At 55.0% G+C, this 18693-nt stretch carries 19 protein-coding genes; 14 read left to right on the top strand and 5 right to left on the bottom strand.

Going from position 1 to position 18693, the window contains the following annotated elements:
• The first annotated feature begins 449 nt into the window (after positions 1 to 449).
• Complete coding sequence (dapB, locus tag QNK41_RS21895; protein ID WP_319261667.1) at positions 450 to 1277, top strand: dihydrodipicolinate reductase; 828 nt, start codon at positions 450 to 452, stop codon at positions 1275 to 1277.
• A 168-nt stretch (positions 1278 to 1445) separates the two neighbouring features.
• Here dapB and alaS read toward each other — a convergent pair whose 3' ends face one another.
• From alaS to QNK41_RS21870, 5 genes are all read right to left on the bottom strand, one after another.
• Entirely contained in the window at positions 1446 to 4073 is a 2628-nt protein-coding gene (alaS, locus tag QNK41_RS21890; RefSeq protein WP_319261664.1) for an alanine--tRNA ligase, read from the bottom strand.
• Positions 4074 to 4295: 222 nt separating this feature from the next.
• Entirely contained in the window at positions 4296 to 5345 is a 1050-nt protein-coding gene (recA, locus tag QNK41_RS21885) for a recombinase RecA (protein ID WP_320416528.1), read from the bottom strand.
• A 154-nt stretch (positions 5346 to 5499) separates the two neighbouring features.
• On the bottom strand, positions 5500 to 6072 hold the full coding sequence (gene thpR, locus QNK41_RS21880; protein ID WP_319261661.1) for an RNA 2',3'-cyclic phosphodiesterase: 573 nt from the start codon (positions 6070 to 6072) through the stop codon (positions 5500 to 5502).
• Between the two features lie 49 nt (positions 6073 to 6121).
• Positions 6122 to 7291: a homocysteine biosynthesis protein gene (locus QNK41_RS21875; RefSeq protein ID WP_319261658.1), complete on the bottom strand. Its 1170-nt coding sequence runs from the start codon at positions 7289 to 7291 to the stop codon at positions 6122 to 6124.
• Between the two features lie 110 nt (positions 7292 to 7401).
• Positions 7402 to 8784, bottom strand: coding sequence for a M23 family metallopeptidase (locus QNK41_RS21870; protein WP_319261656.1), 1383 nt, complete (start codon positions 8782 to 8784; stop codon positions 7402 to 7404).
• A 164-nt stretch (positions 8785 to 8948) separates the two neighbouring features.
• Between QNK41_RS21870 and kdsA the strand changes: the two genes are divergently transcribed.
• The 13 genes from kdsA (at position 8949) to secG (ending at position 18594) form a co-directional block, all read left to right on the top strand.
• The gene (gene kdsA / locus QNK41_RS21865) at positions 8949 to 9737 is read left to right on the top strand and encodes a 3-deoxy-8-phosphooctulonate synthase (RefSeq protein WP_319261653.1); all 789 of its coding nucleotides are present in this window, start codon (positions 8949 to 8951) and stop codon (positions 9735 to 9737) included.
• Between the two features lie 9 nt (positions 9738 to 9746).
• Positions 9747 to 10265, top strand: a complete 519-nt coding sequence (locus QNK41_RS21860; protein ID WP_319261650.1) for a KdsC family phosphatase — start codon at positions 9747 to 9749, stop codon at positions 10263 to 10265.
• Positions 10262 to 10831 carry an LPS export ABC transporter periplasmic protein LptC gene (gene lptC, locus QNK41_RS21855; protein WP_319261647.1) on the top strand — a complete coding sequence of 190 codons (570 nt, stop codon included), beginning with the start codon at positions 10262 to 10264 and terminating at the stop codon, positions 10829 to 10831. Before QNK41_RS21860 ends, lptC begins: the two co-directional genes overlap by 4 nt.
• The gene (gene lptA / locus QNK41_RS21850) at positions 10812 to 11378 is read left to right on the top strand and encodes a lipopolysaccharide transport periplasmic protein LptA (protein ID WP_319261644.1); all 567 of its coding nucleotides are present in this window, start codon (positions 10812 to 10814) and stop codon (positions 11376 to 11378) included. Before lptC ends, lptA begins: the two co-directional genes overlap by 20 nt.
• Before the next feature lie 32 nt (positions 11379 to 11410).
• The gene (lptB, locus tag QNK41_RS21845) at positions 11411 to 12133 is read left to right on the top strand and encodes an LPS export ABC transporter ATP-binding protein (RefSeq protein ID WP_319261641.1); all 723 of its coding nucleotides are present in this window, start codon (positions 11411 to 11413) and stop codon (positions 12131 to 12133) included.
• 1 nt (position 12134) lies between these two features.
• Positions 12135 to 13568 (top strand): RNA polymerase factor sigma-54, encoded by a 1434-nt coding sequence (rpoN, locus tag QNK41_RS21840; RefSeq protein WP_319261638.1) that lies wholly within the window; start codon positions 12135 to 12137, stop codon positions 13566 to 13568.
• A gap of 135 nt (positions 13569 to 13703) precedes the next feature.
• Positions 13704 to 14228, top strand: a complete 525-nt coding sequence (gene hpf / locus QNK41_RS21835) for a ribosome hibernation-promoting factor, HPF/YfiA family (RefSeq protein WP_319261635.1) — start codon at positions 13704 to 13706, stop codon at positions 14226 to 14228.
• 186 nt (positions 14229 to 14414) lie between these two features.
• The gene (locus QNK41_RS21830; RefSeq protein WP_319261632.1) at positions 14415 to 14873 is read left to right on the top strand and encodes a PTS sugar transporter subunit IIA; all 459 of its coding nucleotides are present in this window, start codon (positions 14415 to 14417) and stop codon (positions 14871 to 14873) included.
• Between the two features lie 58 nt (positions 14874 to 14931).
• Positions 14932 to 15801 carry an RNase adapter RapZ gene (rapZ, locus tag QNK41_RS21825; protein WP_319261629.1) on the top strand — a complete coding sequence of 290 codons (870 nt, stop codon included), beginning with the start codon at positions 14932 to 14934 and terminating at the stop codon, positions 15799 to 15801.
• Positions 15802 to 15858: 57 nt separating this feature from the next.
• Positions 15859 to 16272 (top strand): PTS sugar transporter subunit IIA, encoded by a 414-nt coding sequence (locus QNK41_RS21820; RefSeq protein ID WP_319261626.1) that lies wholly within the window; start codon positions 15859 to 15861, stop codon positions 16270 to 16272.
• 165 nt (positions 16273 to 16437) lie between these two features.
• Entirely contained in the window at positions 16438 to 17442 is a 1005-nt protein-coding gene (gap, locus tag QNK41_RS21815) for a type I glyceraldehyde-3-phosphate dehydrogenase (RefSeq protein ID WP_319261623.1), read from the top strand.
• A gap of 18 nt (positions 17443 to 17460) precedes the next feature.
• Positions 17461 to 18222 carry a triose-phosphate isomerase gene (tpiA, locus tag QNK41_RS21810; protein WP_319261620.1) on the top strand — a complete coding sequence of 254 codons (762 nt, stop codon included), beginning with the start codon at positions 17461 to 17463 and terminating at the stop codon, positions 18220 to 18222.
• Positions 18223 to 18246: 24 nt separating this feature from the next.
• A complete protein-coding gene (gene secG / locus QNK41_RS21805; protein WP_319261618.1) occupies positions 18247 to 18594 on the top strand; it encodes a preprotein translocase subunit SecG in 348 nt (115 codons plus the stop codon).
• Positions 18595 to 18693: the final 99 nt, after the last annotated feature.

Here is an 18693-nt window from a genome sequence, read left to right as displayed (position 1 = left end):
TTCGGGTTCTTGAGCCGGATCAAACAAAAAAAAGCCTTTGAACACTGGATTCCTTCTGCGGCCAGCATGCTGGCCGGCCACATCCGCGCCGCTGATCAAAAGGCGTTTCCCAAACTGACCGCCATTGCCAAAAAAATTGGTGTGGGGTAACTGGGTCCCAAACGGAGCGATTGTCGAAGTTGCCGCAGATTCAAGGCAGATGTCGTTGCGCTATAGTGGACTATGCGCGGCGATAGCTAACGCCGAGGATGGGGTGATCCGCCTGAGGCGGATAAAGATCGGCAAACCAATGGGTTTCACTTTTTAAATACAACGATCGATGGTAACCAACCGTAATCGTTACCAATCAACCTTCTTCGAGAAAGGTGAATCGCTCAGTTTGGGTGGGTGTGACCATCCCTTAGCCATCCAAACCGATGTGGCCCATCCAAAAATAAGGACCAAACACGATGACTTCCATAAAAATAATGATCAATGGCCTGCCCGGGAACGTTGCCTCCATTATCGCCGGCCATGCCTTGCAGGATTCCCGGATCACCCTATTGCCCCACTCCCTCACCGGACCGGAAATCCAAACCGGCAGGCACACCATCTCCGGAACGGTCATCGAACTGATCACCCCGGCTGACCGTGATAAAAAAATGGATGCGCTGATCAAGACGCACGGTGATTTCATCAGCGTGGATTTCACCCATCCCTCCGCCGTCAACGACAATGCCGTTTTTTACTGCAATCGGGGTCTGCCGTTTGTCATGGGCACCACTGGCGGCGATCGGGAAATGCTGAACCAAACGGTGCGCAACGCAACCGCCTGCGCTGTTATCGCGCCCAACATGGCCAAACAGATTGTGGGATTTCAGGCCATGATGGAATACGCGGCCGACACATTTCCAGGCATTTTCAAAGGCTACACGCTGACCGTCCGGGAAAGCCACCAGGCCGGCAAAGCGGATACCAGCGGCACGGCCAAGGCCATGGTTTCCTATTTCAAACATATGGGTGTCGATTTTTCGCCGGAAGCAATCGCCATGGAGCGGGACCCGTCGGTTCAACGCGAGCAATGGGGAATTCCCGAGGCCTATTTGTCCGGTCATGGATGGCACACCTATCGGTTGACCTCGCCGGACAACACCGTTGTCTTTGAATTCCAGCATAACGTCAACGGCCGCGACATTTATGCGGAGGGCACCATGGATGCAGCCTGTTATCTTGATCGGAAACTTAAAAAAGGCGAAACGGGTCGGGTTTTTACGATGATCGATGTGCTAAAAGGTTGATATCCGCCACGGGGACGCCATCGGCCTGCCCGGCGAGGTGGTGGGCACGTACAAGGCCAGCTGTCCGTCCGGCCACCAAAGCCGCCGCGGGTGTTTATTTTGGGGGTTTCATATCGACGAAAAGAGGGGGTGATTAATGTATCAACTCACCCATGCACGGGTCCGCTTCTATTCCTGTTGGATCAACTCACGCGCTTTTTCCAGCGCCTGCGGCAGATTCTGAGGCTGGGTACCGCCGGCCTGGGCCATGTCGGGTCGGCCACCGCCGCCGCCGCCCACCACGTTGGCAATCTGTTTGATCATCTTGCCCGCATGGAACCGGTGGTTGAGATCCTTGGTCACGACAACGATCAACAGCGCCTTGCCGTCGGTCTCACACCCCAGGACCACGATGCCTGAACCGATGCGGTCCTTGAATCGGTCGGCCAGCTCACGCAGGGCGGACGGCTTGTCAACGGTCACCTGTTGGATGATCGCGGTAACCCCGTTGATCTCTATGATCTGCTCACCGCTGCCATCGGCCTGCATTTCTGCCATTTTGGTCTTGAGCCGTTCGGTTTCTTTTTCCAGGCTTTTCAGCGATGCCAGAGTCGACTCGACCCGCGCAACCACGGTCTCGGGCTTGTCCTTGACCAGGTGACTCAACTGCTGGAGAATCCGGCTGGTCTTTTGCACATGGTCCAGCGCCGCTATGCCCGTAAGGGCCTCGATCCGTCTCACGCCAGACGCCACGCTCGATTCGGAACTAATTTTGAACAGGCCGATATTGCCGGTGCGGCCGGTATGGGTACCCCCGCATAGCTCACGGCTGAAGGTATCCAGGGCAACGACACGAACCCGGTCGCCGTATTTCTCCTCGAACAGGGCCGTGGCGCCGGATTTCATGGCATGATCCATGTCCATCTCCTCAACAGTCACGGGAACATTCTGACGCACACGCTGGTTGACGAAGATTTCGATGCGCGCCAATGCGTCGGATTCGATCTGGGAGAAATGCGTGAAGTCGAATCGAAGCCGGTCCGCCGCCACCATGGATCCGGCCTGTTTCACGTGATCCCCCAGTTCATGGCGAAGGGCTGCATGCAAAATGTGCGTGGCCGTGTGGTTGAGGGCCACGGCTGCCCGGTGGTCGCCATCCACGGTGAGCATGACCGTCTGACCGTTTTCCAGGCGACCGGCCTGCACCTGCCCTTTGTGAATAATGATTCCCGTGGGATCTTTGACCGTGTCGATGACCCTCATCTCCATGCCAGGGGCCGTTATCGCCCCCTGGTCACCCACCTGGCCGCCGGCTTCTCCGTAAAAGGGTGTGGCCGTGGTTACCACTTCCACCGTGGTTCCCGTATCGGCAGCATCGACCCCTTGGTTGTCCTGGACGATGAGCACCACACGCGCTTCGCAGGCCAGGGTGCCATATCCGACGAATTCGGGTTTTTCACCCGAGGCGCTCAATTGGCGGTAGGCATCGGAAACGCCGGCAAAGGCGATTTTGGAACGGGACTGCCTGCGCTGTTCGTCCATGCGCTGTTCAAACCCGTCGGTGTCCAGCGTCATGCCTTCGTCCCGCACCACGTCGCGCACGATATCCACGGGAAACCCGAATGTATCGTAAAGCTTGAAGATCAATTCACCGGGAACCTGGGTTGACCCCTTGGCCCGGATCTCTGATAGGGCATCGTTTAGCACCCGCAGCCCGTTGTCCAACGTTTCCGAAAAACGAACCTCCTCGTTTTCGATGACGTTGGTTATAAAGGCCGAGGCCGTCTTGAGATCCGGGTAGGCCGGGACCATGATGTCAAACACCACCCGGGCGGTTTCGTGGAGAAAGGGTTGGGTCAGGCCGATGTTGCGGCCATAGCGAATGGCCCGCCGCATGATCCGACGCAGCACGTATCCCCTGCCCTCGTTGGACGGCAGCACACCGTCGCCGATGAGAAAGGCCGCGGCCCGGCTGTGGTCGGCGATCACTTTCATGGCCACGTCGACGGACTCGGTTTGGCCGTATGATTTCTGGGCCAGCGCTTCAGTACGCTGAATGATCGGGTAAATCAGATCGGTGTCAAAATTGGTGTTTACATTCTGAACCACCGATGCCATGCGCTCCAAACCCAGGCCCGTATCAATGCTGGGCTTGGGCAGGGGTGTCATGGCGCCCGTGGAATCCCGGTTGAACTGCATGAAGACCAGGTTCCAGATTTCCAGAAACCGGTCGCAGTCGCAAGCCACATCGCAGTCAGGCCGGCCGCAGCCATGTTCCGCCCCCCGGTCCAGGTGGATCTCGCTGCAGGGACCGCAAGGGCCGGTGTCACCCATGGCCCAGAAGTTTTCCTCCTCCCCCAGCCTTATCATCCGCGATTCGGGGATGCCGATGCGTCGGTGCCATAAATCAAAGGCCTCGTCGTCATCCAGGTAGACCGACGCCCAGAGCTTTTCCGCCGGCAGCCCGTATCCGTTGGTCAGCAGATCCCATGCGAAATCCACGGCCTTCTCCTTGAAATAGTCGCCGAAGGAGAAGTTGCCCAGCATCTCGAAGAAGGTATGGTGCCGGGCCGTATAGCCTACATTTTCAAGGTCGTTGTGCTTGCCGCCGGCCCGTACGCACTTCTGTGAGGTGGTCGCGCGGACATAGTCCCGCTTCTCCTCACCCAGAAACGTGCGTTTGAACTGTACCATCCCGGCATTGGTGAATAGCAGCGTCGGATCGTCCTGGGGTATCAAGGACGAGCTGCGCACGACCCGGTGGCCATGTTTCTGAAAATAGTCGAGGTAAAGTTGTCGAATCTCGTCGCCGGTCATAACCGTCTCCTAATCCGGAAAAAGGGAAACAACAAAAAACAAGCACCACAATTCAAATAAATTCCAAATTATAATGTCCAAATCTCAAAGAAGATACCAACCAACGGTTGATTGTTATTTTGATTTCTCCAATATTGATGATCAAATGCCCTTTCTTCAAGATTATCAGATCTTGGAATGTTGAATTTGGCTATTGAGATTTATTTGTGATTTGGTTTTTGGTTATTGTTCTTTAGCTTTCGGGTTTGTTTTTTCCTTTTTCGCATCTGTTTTTGGTTTCAGAAGGCCCACCGCCTCGCGCACCTTCATGTCCACGGCTTCTAAAAGGTCGGGATTGTCCTGGAAGAATTTTTTCACGTTTTCGCGCCCCTGGCCGATGCGCTCGCCATTGTAGGAATACCAGGAACCGCTTTTGTCGATGATGCCGGCACTGACGCCCACATCCAGCAGGTCGCCGGACCGCGAGATGCCCTCTCCGTACATGATGTCAAATTCCGCCTCTTTGAACGGCGGGGCCATTTTATTTTTGACCACCTTGACCCGGGTCCGGTTCCCCACGACGTCCTGCCCGTCTTTGATAGCGCCGATGCGACGGATGTCCAGCCGAACGGAAGAATAAAATTTCAGGGCATTGCCGCCGGTGGTGGTCTCCGGGTTGCCGAACATGACGCCGATCTTCATACGGATCTGGTTGATGAAGATCACCGACGTCATCGTCTTTCCAATGGTGCCGGTCAGCTTTCTCAACGCCTGGGACATGAGGCGTGCCTGCAGCCCCATGTGGGAGTCCCCCATCTCACCCTCGATCTCCGCCCGCGGAACCAGGGCTGCCACGCTATCGATGACCATCACGTCGATCGCGCCGCTTCGAACCAGCATGTCGGCAATTTCCAGGGCCTGCTCGCCGGTGTCGGGCTGAGAGACCAGCAGTTCATCGCAGTTAAGCCCCAGCTTGCGGGCATAGCTCGTGTCCAGGGCATGCTCGGCGTCGATAAAGGCCGCGATGCCACCCTGTCTTTGCGCGTTGGCCACGGCGTGCAGGGCCAGGGTCGTCTTTCCCGATGACTCGGGGCCGAAAATTTCGATCACGCGGCCGCGGGGCAGTCCGCCGATGCCCAGGGCGCGGTCCAGTTCGATGGATCCGCTGGAGATCACGGGAATGTCCACGACGGGGCGTGCCCCCAGTTTCATAATGGCGCCCTTGCCGAACTGACGCTCGATCTGCCCCATGGCGGAGTCTACCGCCTTGGTTTTATCCGGTGAAATTGCCATGCAATCCTCCCAGGTTGGTAACAGGGTGAAAAAAAATCATTGAAAGCCTCCCGCGATAATTTTCAGGCAGGCACGTCAAACTATTCTCGGCTTGCTCGATGTCGCGTTTCGATCTGCCGGATCGATACGGTTTTCAAAAACAGCCTGGGGGTTTCTAAACCGCCAGGTGCGATGTGTGCAGCAGGGTGTATTCAGGCCCATTGGGTTTGAGAATACTGTTAAAGAGCATCAGTCGGTCCACTCGGAAAAAATCTGAGGCAACCGCTTTCAAGGATTCCAAGGATTCGTCGATCAATTGCGCATCGATCCGTCGGCGGATCCGGCCGATGGTCAAGTGAGCGCCAAAGCCACGGGACTCCCTTTTGAAGCCCACCGATTCCAAACCGGATTCGAGGGTTACCTGAACCGCTTTCAACCGGTCGATATCACCCGCCAGTCCGACCCAAATCACGCGTGCACGGCGGAGGTTCGGAAAAACACCCACCCCCTTTACGGTCAGCGAAAAAGCAGCTGTCATTCCTGCGGCGGCATCCATCTGAGCGGCGATTGCAGGAACCCGGGACGGATCGATATCTCCAAGGAACTTCAGGGTCAAATGAATGTTCGTCGCCGCCACCCAGCGGATCTCTCTTCGCGGCAATTGAAGCCGCGCCTGAATCTGTATCAAAAAGACGGCCACCGCATCAGGGATCGGTACGGCAACAAAGGCGCGCAGGGTCTTTGGCACTGTGGCTCCTTTGCGACCCGCTGTCTGGCATGAAGGCCACCGTCGGGCATCAGGCAGCGGGGAGGGTGAACTGCGGCGTACCCAATTCAAATGTGCCCGATGTTATCCACTGTTTCAGCGTCTCGGCAATCTGTCGGGCCTTAACCATGCTTGAGAGCGGAACCGTAGGCACCTTCTTCCCCTTGACGGTGATAACCCCACTTTTGAGCTCCGCATAGCTGACCTGTCCCAAACTGCTTGATTTACCCTTGGGGTAATCGTTGCCGTAGTCCACAACCTGGGTAAACAGTTCAGCGTCTGAAACTGCCGTAAATCTGGCCATCTCCTCATCCAGTATCGGGATGGGGACGCCCAGCCCCACTGCCAGTGAACACCCGTACCCCTGGATGCTGACGCCCACCAGCCAGTCCGGACTCATCTGCTGCATGTCACCCATCACCCATAGGGTCCCCGCCGGGGTCAAGGGTGTACCGTTGGCTGCCCGCTTCACCCCTGGCCGGTGCTGGGTGCCGTGCCAGGTGACATACCCGACGCCGCCGCCCAGAAAAATCCGCGTGCCCAGCCCGATGGTCCGGTAGAACGGGTCGTTGAACAACGGGCTCAACTGGCCGGCCGAGCAGTAGTTGGCGTTGCCCGCCCTGGGTTTTAGCGCCCCCATGTAGGTGTAAACGGTTTTATTGGTCAGATTCACCGCACAGTTGTAGTTCTGATAGGCGTTCCTGGGGTTGCACAACGTTGCCTGAGGCAACGAGTTGAGCGTAACAATCTTCTCATATTCCCGGCTGGGATAACAATCCGTTCCGTAGGCGGTGGCCTTGATATGCATCTTCTTGCCCGCCACCAGATCCTGGATGACGTGGCCGCCGCCGTAGAGGAATTCACCGGGATACACCTTGTTCAGGGGATCGTCTTCGCACGGCTCGGTGGCCCCGAGGTAACAGTCTACTGCGGCAACACCCCCGTAAGCGGGCACATTGTTGATCCAGACCTTGGCTGCCTTGGTCCCCGGTGCCGAGTGACCGAAATTGATAAATGCACCTGACGAGCACATGGGCGCGAATGTCCCCGTGGTCACCACATCCACCTGGTGGGCAGCCTCCTGCGGACCCTTGTCAGCGACGATGTCGATCATCTCTTCGGCAGTGACGACAACCACCTTGCCGGCCCTGATTTTATCGTTAATCTGCTGAACCGTTTTCTTAACCTTAAGGCGTCCCATACCGCCGTCTGCTCCTGTAGGCTTTAAGATAATTTATTTGGACTGCGTTATCGGTCGTCGCAGTATTACCATACGGCTTCCTCCCTACTATCCTTGCCAAATAAACTATCTTAAGGCCTAGTTCGGGGTCCCGCGTCATTGATTTTGGCGCTGATGTTGTTTTTGATCCACGTGTCGTCCCACCACTCCACCGGATTGACATAGGTCTGGTGAATCAGGGCGGCATAGTGCAAGTGGTCACCACCCGCCAGACCCGTCAAGCCTGTCTTGCCGATACTATCACCCTTATTGACTATCTGGCCGACGGCGACATCGATTTGACTCAGATGCGAGTAGAGGGTGAACAGTCCGAACCCGTGGTCAAGAATGATGGTGTTGCCATAGATGCCCTGGTCACCGGTGAATGCGACTTTTCCGCGGTTGGCCGCCGGTACCGGGGAATGCGCCGTAGACGCCAGATCGATCCCCATGTGCACCTGGCGGTCGATCTCCTTGCCGCCGTAGAAATAGGTGCGGTGATCGGCGAATCGGGCACGGTTGGCAGACCGCGGAAGCCGCAAAAATGGCCCATCCCAAAGGATATCCTTTTCCGTCTGCTGGGTGATTTGGTATATCGCCTCGGTATCCTTGAGACGCAGTTCACGATTGACTTTAAGAAAAAGATCGGCTCGACTGCCGCCCGATGATTCAGGAAAGTAGCGCTCGAAATCGGGCATTTTCGCGTTAAAAAAGGTGTCGGACAGATTAATCGTGTCTTTTCTGAAAGACCGGGTGTTGATGTGATATGCCAAGCCGGCCGTCGACCGGTTGCCGGCGAAGTCTTCTGCGGCAACCGCCAGTCGCGTTTCCTTACCTTGCTGGAAATCCAAGGCAAACAGGGCCATGTGGATGGACGGATCTTTGAAATAACCAGCATATCCCGGAAAAAAAAGATCGCCCACCGTCACCCCGCTGACCGGGCAATCTTCCGACAGCCGGTATATTGCCGCACCACTGCCTCCCTGGGTTAGATTGTGGGAGCGGCTGATCAGGTCAATGGACGGCGCCTTGGTGTCGATCTGGATCTCCTTTTCCAGGTAAACCCGATTGCCTTTTCCCCACTTGCGCAGCGAGTAATCCCAGGCCACGACACGGATAACGCCCTTTCCGTCGGCCAGCCCCAGGGACTGAGGGGAGACCGGTGCTTTCACTTGCACCGACTTTTCCTTGCCGCCCGCAAAGAAACCGGCTGAAGGAAAGCTACGCTGCAGGACCTCCACCTCCCGGCCCTCGACCAACAGGCCCATCCAGACTTTGCGGATACCACTGCCGGCATCGTCCACATTCACGGTAACGGTCTGCGTGGCACCGATAAAAGGTGATTCGAGTTCAATTTCCAGGGCAGGTGCCGATCCTTCCATACGGATAATGGCCAGCCATACGGCAGGGATACTGATCAGCAGCGCCACAGTGACAATTAGGATCGGTCTGAGCGAACTTCCTTTTTTATTCAACGGATTCTTTCCTTTCGGCGCTGTTCTTTAGCCGTCTATTAAGTTGGGGACAATACCAGTTAAGCCACCGGTAATCAAGGCAAAGTTTTTCGCGACTTGACTTTTTAACCGCCTGAGGATACATAATAAAACATGATTCCAATTCTCTTGAAAGTTGACATTAAATGAAAATGGATAGCCCTTTTTTCCTGGTCAGCGGCCCATGCGTCATCGAAGATGAGGCTGTCACGCTGCGCATCGCCGCCCGACTCAAAGCGCTGACGGACAACCTCGGCATTCCCTTTACCTTCAAGGCGTCCTATGACAAGGCCAACCGAACCGCCATCACCTCCTTCCGGGGGCCGGGCATTCAGGACGGTCTGCGCGTGCTGGACAAAGTCAAACAAACCCTTGGCGTGCCGATCCTGTCCGACGTTCACCGCATCAGCGAAGTGGAAACGGCCGCCCAGGTGCTTGATGTCATTCAGATCCCGGCATTTCTTTGCCGCCAGACCGACCTGCTCCTGGCAGTTGCAAAAACCGGCAAACCGGTGAACGTCAAGAAAGGCCAATTTCTGGCCCCCTGGGATATGGTCAATATCGTCGAAAAGATTCGTTCGGTATCCAGCGTCCAACCCATGATCACCGAACGCGGTGTCATGTTTGGTTACAACAACCTGGTCGTGGATTTCAGGGGGATCCACATCATGCAGCAAACCGGTTGTCCGGTGGTCTTCGACGCCACCCATAGTGTTCAATTGCCCGGCGGCGCGGGAACCCACTCCGGCGGCCAGCGGGAGTTTGCCCCGGTGCTGGCCCGGGCAGCCATAGCGGCCGGTGCCGACGGTGTTTTCCTGGAAGTTCACGAAGACCCGGACAATGCCCTTTGCGACGGCCCCAATTCACTCCCCCTGGACCAGCTGCCCGATCTGCTGGTCCAACTCAAAGCCATCAAAACCGCCCTGGCCGCCTGACAAAATCCCATGATCGACACCCGCCTGAAACAAATTGCCCTGATACTTCTGGACGTGGACGGAGTCCTCACCACTGGCCAGGTGATTTACAACGACAGCGGCCAGGAAACCAAGGTATTTCACGTGCGCGACGGATTGGGTATCCGCATGTTAATCGAGGCAGGGCTTATGGTGGGCATCGTCACCGGCCGCCGCTCCATGGCACTGGTTCATCGGTGCCGAAATTTAGGCATCAACCTGCTCAAAGACGGCATCCGCGACAAGGCTGCCGCCCTTGAAGAGATACTGAACGAGACAGGCGTGGCGGCATCAGCCACGGCCTTTGTGGGAGACGACCTGCCGGATTTGCCCATCATGCACCGGGTGGGCGTGCCCATCGCAGTCGGCGATGCCCACGATCTGGTAAAACAGGCTGCCGTAATGACCACTCGGGCTATGGGCGGTTGTGGCGCGGTGCGTGAAATCAGCGAGCGGATCCTGCAAGCCAGGGGAGATTGGGAACCGATGATCAAAAAACGGTTCTCATGAATAGCCGCCGCCTGATTCAGCGTGTATTGTTGAGCATTGTTGTGCTGGTGCTGGCCGGCACGATTATCGTCTTTATCGGGTATCGCCGCATGACCCGCAATCCGGAGGTGCTGTTGGACCTGGTTAAAGAAGAAGCGGACATGCGGCTCAACAAAATTCGCCAGACCGCCATGAAAAACGGCATTCGGGAGTGGCGGCTGGAAGCGGTCTCGGCAACCCTTCTGGAAAAAGAGAAAACCATGCTGCTGGTCAGTCCCGATGTGGAATTTTTCATGGACGACGGGGATCATGTGCACCTGACCGCCGAGCAGGGAACGATTTACACGGACTCCAGCCGCATAACGGTCTCGGGGCAGGTGTCGGCCAACACCAGCCTTTACCGGTTCGAGACCGAAACACTCGACTACGACCCGGCCGCCAGGGAACTTCGCGCCGATACACCGGTGACCCTCTCCAGCAAGTCGATCACCCTTCACGCTGACACGATGACCATGAACCTGGAAACCAGTATCACCCGCTTCGAAGGTGGTGTGGAAGGAATAATCAGTGAAGATCTTCAACTTTAGCTGCCCCGCCGGCCTCGTGCTGACGATACTGTTTTGCATGTTGCTGTTGCCCCCGCTGACCGTCCACGGTGAGGCCGGAGCCAAGACTCCTTCAGCGGAAACGGCCGATCCCGAGGCAAAAAAAATTCATATTTCGTCGGAGCGGCTCATATCCAACACAGCAGACAACCATGCGGAGTTTATTGGGAATGTAAGGGCCAAACAGGGGGAGACCCTGATCATCGCGGACAGCCTTAAGATTTTTTTTTCCGGTGGCTCCGAAGTTGAACCCGCTTCACCTTCACAGTCTTTAGAGAAGCTGGTAGCCACCGGAAACGTGGAAATTAAATTCGACAATAGGCTTGCCGTTGCCCGGCAGGCAGTATATATAACAGCACAGCGCATGCTGATCCTGACCGGCCCGGGGGCTATGGTGACCAGCGGCGACAACACCATCACCGGCGAAACCATCACGTTCTACCGGGATGATGGACGGTTCACCGTCGAAGGTGGATCCAACGGTCGCGTCAAAGCGGTAATCCTCCCGGAAGAATCAGGATTGGAGTAGCCCGTGAACTTGCACCCTGTGGAAAACAGTTAATGGCTGTCTTGTCTGTTCGTGAACTGGTCAAGGTCTACCGGGGCAGAAAAGTGGTGGACCGGGTCAGCCTGAACGTGGAAAGCGGGCAGGTGATCGGCCTGCTGGGGCCAAACGGTGCAGGCAAAACCACCACTTTTTACATGACCGTGGGGTTGATCAAGCCCGATAGCGGCCAGGTTTTTCTTGATGATAAGGACATCACGGAATACCCCATGCATATTCGGGCAAGAACAGGGGTCGGATACCTGCCCCAGGAGGCCTCCATTTTTAGGAAACTGACCGTCCGCCAGAATATTCTGGCGATTCTGGAGACCATGTCCCTGTCACGCCAGCAGCGCCATGAGCGCACCAACCGCCTGCTGGAAGAGTTGGGTATCGCCCACGTGGCGGAATCAAAAGCGGCGGTGCTGTCCGGCGGCGAGCGCCGCCGCCTGGAAATCACGCGGGCCCTGGCCACGGACCCGGCCTTTATGCTGCTGGATGAACCCTTTGCCGGCGTCGACCCGCTGGCGGTGATCGACATAAAAAAGATCATCGCCCATTTGAAGGATCGGAACATCGGCATCTTGATATCCGATCACAATGTACGGGAAACCCTGGGGGCGTGTGATTCGGCATTTATTTTGAGCGACGGTAAAGTGATTGAAACCGGAACACCGGAACAGATCGCTTCGAGCACCATCGCCCGACGAATATATTTGGGAGACGAATTCAGACTCTAAGATGGCAATCGAACTCAGACAACAACTAAAACTGACCCAACAGCTCATTATGACGCCGCAGCTCCAGATGGCGATCAAGCTGTTACAGCTGTCCCGCCTTGAGCTGGTGGACACCATCAGACAGGAGCTGGAAGAGAATCCCACACTAGAGGAAATACAGGAGGCCCCCGACAAATCCAAGGAGAGCGAGCCCGAAGAGGAGCCTGCCGCCGCGGTCGAAGAAGCCCGTGAAGTTACAATCGACGAGAAGATCAACGACGAAATCGACTGGAGCAATTACCTCGACGAGTATAACTCGCCCGGAAAAGTCAATTTCGAGTCTGAAAGCCGGGATGCGCCCCAGTACGAGGCATTTGTCTCCTCCAAGGAGTCCCTCAGCGATCACCTGTTATGGCAACTGTTGATGCTTTCGCCCACCGATATCGAAAAGCAGGTCGGCAGCCTGATTATCGGCAGCCTCAACCCCGACGGATATCTGCAACTGTCCGTCGAAGAACTCTCCCAGCAAAGCGGCATTTCCATCGAGATGGTGGAGGATGTCCTGGAAACCATGCAGTCCTTCGATCCGGTGGGGATTTGTGCCAGGGACCTGCGGGAGTGCCTCCTGCTCCAGGCCCAGCTTCTGGAACTGGAAAACAGCCTGGTGACGGACATTATCTCCGATCACCTGAAGAATCTGGAAAACAAGAATTACAAGGCCATTTGCAAGGCCCTGAAGGTGAAACTGAAAGACGTCATCGCCGCGGTCACCGTCATCCGCGCGCTGGAACCCAAACCGGGGAGACAGTTCACCGAAGAGACACCCCACTATATTATCCCGGATATCTACGTCGACAAGAGTGAGGGTGAATTTGTAATCGTCCTTAACGACGACGGCATGCCCAAGCTTCGGGTCAATCCATTCTACAAGCGGGCCATCACCAAAAAAAACGAAGTCAGCGCAAACGCCAAGGAATACATTCGCGACAAGATGCGATCCGCGGCCTGGCTGATCCGCAGCATCCACCAGCGCCAGAAAACCATCTATAAGGTGATGGAGAGCATCCTGAAATTTCAACGGGATTTCTTTGAAAAGGGCGTGACGCATTTAAAACCCATGGTGCTCAGGGATGTGGCCGAAGATATCGGCATGCACGAATCAACCATCAGCCGGGTAACGACCAACAAATACGCCCACACCCCCCAGGGCATCTACGAACTCAAATATTTCTTCAACAGCTCCATCAAACGGGTATTTGGCGAAGATATCGCCTCGGCCAGCGTGCAGGCCAAAATTAAAAAGATCATCGAAGGGGAAAACCCCAAAAAGCCATATAGCGACAGTAAAATGGCCGAGTTGCTCAAAACGGACAATATTGACATCGCCCGTCGCACGGTGGCCAAATACCGGGAGATGATGGGCATTTTATCCTCCAGCAAACGAAAACAGTTCTAACAGGCTGTTAATGGCATCCCCAGCACTAGGCCACGGGTTTCTTGTCTCACCGCCACTAAAAAAACCGGCAGGGGGCATATCTGAAACCAGCTGGCCGCCCTCTGCCGACAGGTATTCCAAAAGGAGGCACCGACCATGAATACATCCGTCAGATTCAAGAACCTCCAACCCTCCGATGCCCTCAAATCTTATGTCAGCGAAAAACTGAACCGAATGGAAAAATACTTCAACGGCCCAGCTGAAGCCAATGTGGTCCTGTCCATTGAAAAATTTCGCCACAGCGCTGAAATCAACATCATGGGAGACCGGCTAATCATCAATGGCAAGGAGGAGACCGAAGAGATGTATTCAGCCATCGATATGGTGCTGGACAAGCTAGAGGCCCAGATAAAAAAAAGCAAACAGAAGGGTCGGAAATACCGATCCAAGGGAAAAACCGGTGCCATGATGCCCGAGCAGCTGATTGATATAGAAGGTGACCAGCCCCGGGTACGGATCCACCATATCGAATTCAAGCCAATGGACGTGGATGAGGCGGTGATGCAGATGGATCTGATAAAAGACAAGTTCCTGGTATTCACCAATGCCCGAACGGAATCGGTCAACGTACTGTACCGGCAAAAAGACGGCAACTACGGATTGATCCAACCGCGGGCATAGCGGGGTTGACAGCATCCGGATAGGCAGAAAAAAGGTTTAATTAGACAGGAAAACGATGGTTTGGCGAGCATGTTGAACAGCATAAGAAGATCGAGCAGCGTGCGCCACCGTTTTTCAACAGCCTCCAGAAACACGTCGGTTACCAACGACAAACAGCGGGAAGATGCCTGATCGGGTGAGAAAGCGATGAAAATATTAGATGTACTCGACAAAAAAGCGATTCTTTTAGATCTGAAATCCAAGGACAAAATCGGCATATTAAATGAACTGGTGGCCCCTGCCGCGGATATTACCGGCATCGACCACAGCGATATGGTGCGTGTGTTGATGGAGCGGGAACGATTGGGCAGCACCGGCATTGGCGGCGGCATCGGCATTCCTCACGGCAAACTTAAAAATCTGGAGAAACTGGTTCTGGGCTTTGGCCTGAGCCGAAAGGGGGTGGATTTCGAGTCCATGGACGGTCGCCCCACCCACTTGTTTTTCCTGCTTATCACGCCCGAACACTCGACCGACCTGCACCTTAAACTGCTGGCCCGCGTATCCCGGCTGCTAAAAAAAGAGCCACTAAAAGAGAGGATGATGAAGGCCACCAGCGCCGATGAAATCATCGCCATCATCGGTGAGGATGATGACGATTTTTAGCCGTATTCCGGGCATCCGCCTGCGCCTCCTTGCCTCATAATTATGTGAGAACCGCGTTGTGAAAGCCCCCCCCATCACCATTGTCACCGGAAGATCCGGCTCCGGAAAAAGTACGGCTCTGGCCGCCTTTGAAGATTCCGGCTACTACTGCGTGGACAACATGCCTGTCTCCTTGTTGCCCGGCTTCCTGAATTTATCTTTGAACCATGCCGGTGCCTATACCAGTTTGGCATTCGGCATGGATCTTCGGGATAATGGCTTTATCCGGCAATATGAATCCACCCTCGATACATTAAAGGGATTGGGCTTTCACTTCAGGATCATTTTTCTCGAAGCGGATGAGAAGACCCTGCTGAGACGTTACAGCCAGACGCGTCGGCGGCACCCACTGGCACTGAAAAAAAGCCTTCACGATGCGATTCGCTCCGAAAAAACCATACTGGCATCGCTGCGGCGCAAGGCCAATCCAATCATCGACACATCTGATCTGAATGTCCACGATCTTAAATCCATCATCCGGAAAATAGCCACCGTGGGCGCCGAAGACGAGTCGATGAATGTTCAGGTAATCTCCTTTGGATACAAGTATGGGCTCCCGGTTCATGCCGATCTGGTCATGGATGTCCGTTTTCTAAAGAATCCCTATTTTGAACCGTCACTTAGGCCGTTGAGCGGGAAAACAGAAAAAATTCGCTCTTTTGTCTTGAATACTGACCAAACCTGTTTATTTTTACAGAAATATTTCGATCTGTTGGACTTGTTGGTTCCCCAATATGAAAATGAAGGAAAATCATACCTCACTATTGCCGTCGGTTGCACAGGAGGTCGTCACCGCTCCGTCGTGATCGCCGGACAATTGTGTGATCACATTACGGCATTGGGTCGTAAAACGGAACTGACCCATCGCGACATTGACAAATCCCATTGACCATGAAAAAAGATCCGGTTCCGTTATCCCCATTCACCCGATGAAAGACAGGCAGATATGATTGGCGTTTTAGTGGTTACCCATTGCCGGCTCGCAGATGCATTGCTCGAGGCGGCGGAATTCATTCTTGGCGAACGACCGGAGGCCATGGCCCCCGTATCCATCGATTTGAACGAAAACGCGGATAAGTTGCGCAACAAGATTGCCGCCGGCATTAAAAAATTGAAAAGCGACGACGGGATTCTGATTCTTACCGACATGTTCGGAGGAACGCCGTCCAACCTGAGTTATTCGTTTTTAGAAGAGGGGCGCATCGAGGTGATATCCGGAGTTAATCTGCCAATCCTGATCCGGGCAGCCAGCGCCCGGAAAAATCAGACCCTTTCGGAACTGGCGACCAATCTTGAATCGTTCGGAAAGAAAAGCATCTCTTTGGCCAGCGGCATATTGAAAGGGAACAAAAGAGGGTAGTCGCCAGACGGGTGTATCGGCTATGGGTTCCCATGCTTCAGCAGATAAGTCCTCTGGCCCAGGAAAAACGGGTAAACCGGATTACTGGATGAATTACCGTGATAATCGCGGCTTTCGTGAGCCGTTCACAAGCGACTTTTTTCGTTAACTTTAAAGGAGGGCAGGATGAGCATAAAAATTGGCATCAACGGATTTGGCAGGATCGGTCGCGTGGTTTTCCGGGCCGCCATGAACCATCCGGACGTGGAAGTCGTGGCGATCAATGATTTGACTGACGCTGCAACCATGGCGCACCTGCTGCAATATGATTCGGTCCATGCCAAACTGGATATGGAAATCAAAGCCAAAGATGGCGCCATCGAGGTCGACGGCAAGTCCATCGCCTACACGGCCGTCAAGGATCCCGAGCGGCTGGCCTGGAAAGATTATGGTGTGGACATCGCCTGTGAATGTACCGGCCTTTTCCGGGACCGCGATAACGCGGCCAAGCATCTGACCGCCGGCGCGCGCAAGGTGATCATTTCCGCTCCTGCCAAGGATCCGGACATCACCATCGTCATGGGCGTCAACGCCACCAAATACGATCCCAAGCAGCACCACATCATTTCCAATGCGTCGTGCACCACCAACTGCCTGGCACCGGTGGCCAAAGTATTGCTGGAAAACTTCGGCATTAAAAGCGGGCTGATGACGACCATCCACTCCTACACGGGAGATCAGCGCCTGCTGGACTTTCCCCACAAGGATCTTCGCCGGGCCAGAGCCGCGGCCTTGTCCATGATCCCGACCACCACCGGTGCGGCCAAAGCCGTAGCCCTGGTGCTACCCGAACTGGAAGGCAAGCTCAACGGCCTGGCCATTCGCGTTCCCACCCCCAACGTCTCCATTGTCGATGTGGTGGTCAGCGTGGACAAAGCCGGCATCACCAAATCCGATGTCAATGAAGCTCTCAAAGAAGCAGCTGAAGGAACGCTCAAAGGCATCCTGGGTTACAGCGACCTGCCATTGGTCTCCACCGATTTCAACGGCTGTCCATTGTCTTCGATCGTTGATGCACCGACCACGTACGTCGTGGACAACATGGTCAAGGTGCTCTCCTGGTACGACAACGAAACCGGTTACTCCAACCGCATGGTCGACCTGGCCGCCATGATTGGCAAACAACTTTAGTAGAGGAGAAAATGACCGATGAGCAGCCGAACCCCACTGATCGCAGGCAACTGGAAAATGCATAAAACCGGTTTCCAGGCCGTGGAGGCCGCCAGTCAATTGAAGCGCCTGGTCAATCGCGCAACGGATGTGGAGGTGATGATAGCCCCCACCTTTACCGCCCTTTACCAGGTGGCCCAGGCCCTCAAAGGAAGTACCATCGCCTTGGGGGCACAGAACCTGTATTGGGAGAAACAGGGTGCTTTCACGGGAGAAATCTCATCGGAGATGCTGGTGGAGGTTGGTTGCAGCCACGTGATCATCGGTCACTCCGAACGACGGTTGTTTTTTGGAGAGACCGATGCAAGCATCAATCTTAAAATCCGGGCAGCCCTTTCTGCGAGTCTTATCCCCGTGTTTTGTATCGGTGAAACAGAGGCGCAGCGCGAAGCCGGCGAGACATTTTCTGTGCTTGACAAACAGGTTCGAGATGGTCTAAAAGATTTTGTTTTTGATGACTTATCCGGTCTCGTTGTTGCTTATGAACCGGTCTGGGCCATCGGTACCGGAAAAACCGCCTCTAAAGAGCAGGCTCAGGAGGCCCATCAGTTTGTCCGGTCATTGCTCGACACGCTATTTGGAAAACCGTTTGCCAGTGCCGTTCGCATCCTTTATGGTGGGAGCGTAAAACCGGACAACGTCCGGGTGCTCATGGAAATGCCCGATATTGACGGCGCGCTGGTCGGCGGGGCCAGCCTGGACCCGGAAACGTTCAGCAAGCTGGTTTTTTTTAATGAATGATTGAACCGTAAAAGACGATAACCAATGTCCATACTGTTGATAGTAATTCACGTAGTTGTGTGTATCGCCCTGATTATGATCGTGTTGCTCCAGACCGGCAAAGGGGCAGACATGGGCGCTGCTTTCGGCGGCGGATCCAGTCAGACCCTCTTCGGGAGCACCGGGGCATCAACCTTTCTGAGCAAAGCAACCACGGCGGCCGCCATCGTATTCATGCTCACGTCTCTGACCCTGGCCTACATGGCCGGCGGCAAAGTCACGAAATCGGTTGTCATGGATGCCCAGGTGCCCATTGAACAACAGTCGCAGCAATCGCAGGCGGAGGGCGATGCTACGGACGCCGATACGAAATCCGAGTCGAAATCCGAGTAAAGCCAATTAACGCGCATGCCGAGGTGGTGGAATCTGGTAGACACGCTATCTTGAGGGGGTAGTGACCTACGGTCGTGCGGGTTCAAGTCCCGCCCTCGG

The sequence above is a fragment of the Desulfosarcina sp. genome (assembly GCF_033791525.1).
Taxonomy (GTDB): Bacteria; Desulfobacterota; Desulfobacteria; order Desulfobacterales; family Desulfosarcinaceae; genus Desulfosarcina.
Note: the sequence above shows the minus strand (reverse complement) of the source record. Positions and strands in the feature narration are given on the sequence as shown.

Excerpts from the sequence above, each read along its gene's own strand:
- kdsA (WP_319261653.1), top strand. The coding sequence starts at position 8,949 with ATGAAAATGGATAGCCCTTTTTTCCTGGTCAGCGGCCCATGCGTCATC.
- gap (WP_319261623.1), top strand. The coding sequence starts at position 16,438 with ATGAGCATAAAAATTGGCATCAACGGATTTGGCAGGATCGGTCGCGTG.
- secG (WP_319261618.1), top strand. The coding sequence starts at position 18,247 with ATGTCCATACTGTTGATAGTAATTCACGTAGTTGTGTGTATCGCCCTG.
- hpf (WP_319261635.1), top strand. The coding sequence starts at position 13,704 with ATGAATACATCCGTCAGATTCAAGAACCTCCAACCCTCCGATGCCCTC.
- rpoN (WP_319261638.1), top strand. The coding sequence starts at position 12,135 with ATGGCAATCGAACTCAGACAACAACTAAAACTGACCCAACAGCTCATT.
- lptB (WP_319261641.1), top strand. The coding sequence starts at position 11,411 with ATGGCTGTCTTGTCTGTTCGTGAACTGGTCAAGGTCTACCGGGGCAGA.
- QNK41_RS21875 (WP_319261658.1), bottom strand. The coding sequence starts at position 7,291 with ATGGGACGCCTTAAGGTTAAGAAAACGGTTCAGCAGATTAACGATAAA.
- QNK41_RS21860 (WP_319261650.1), top strand. The coding sequence starts at position 9,747 with ATGATCGACACCCGCCTGAAACAAATTGCCCTGATACTTCTGGACGTG.
- dapB (WP_319261667.1), top strand. The coding sequence starts at position 450 with ATGACTTCCATAAAAATAATGATCAATGGCCTGCCCGGGAACGTTGCC.
- QNK41_RS21820 (WP_319261626.1), top strand. The coding sequence starts at position 15,859 with ATGATTGGCGTTTTAGTGGTTACCCATTGCCGGCTCGCAGATGCATTG.
- tpiA (WP_319261620.1), top strand. The coding sequence starts at position 17,461 with ATGAGCAGCCGAACCCCACTGATCGCAGGCAACTGGAAAATGCATAAA.
- alaS (WP_319261664.1), bottom strand. The coding sequence starts at position 4,073 with ATGACCGGCGACGAGATTCGACAACTTTACCTCGACTATTTTCAGAAA.
- recA (WP_320416528.1), bottom strand. The coding sequence starts at position 5,345 with ATGGCAATTTCACCGGATAAAACCAAGGCGGTAGACTCCGCCATGGGG.
- lptC (WP_319261647.1), top strand. The coding sequence starts at position 10,262 with ATGAATAGCCGCCGCCTGATTCAGCGTGTATTGTTGAGCATTGTTGTG.
- QNK41_RS21830 (WP_319261632.1), top strand. The coding sequence starts at position 14,415 with ATGAAAATATTAGATGTACTCGACAAAAAAGCGATTCTTTTAGATCTG.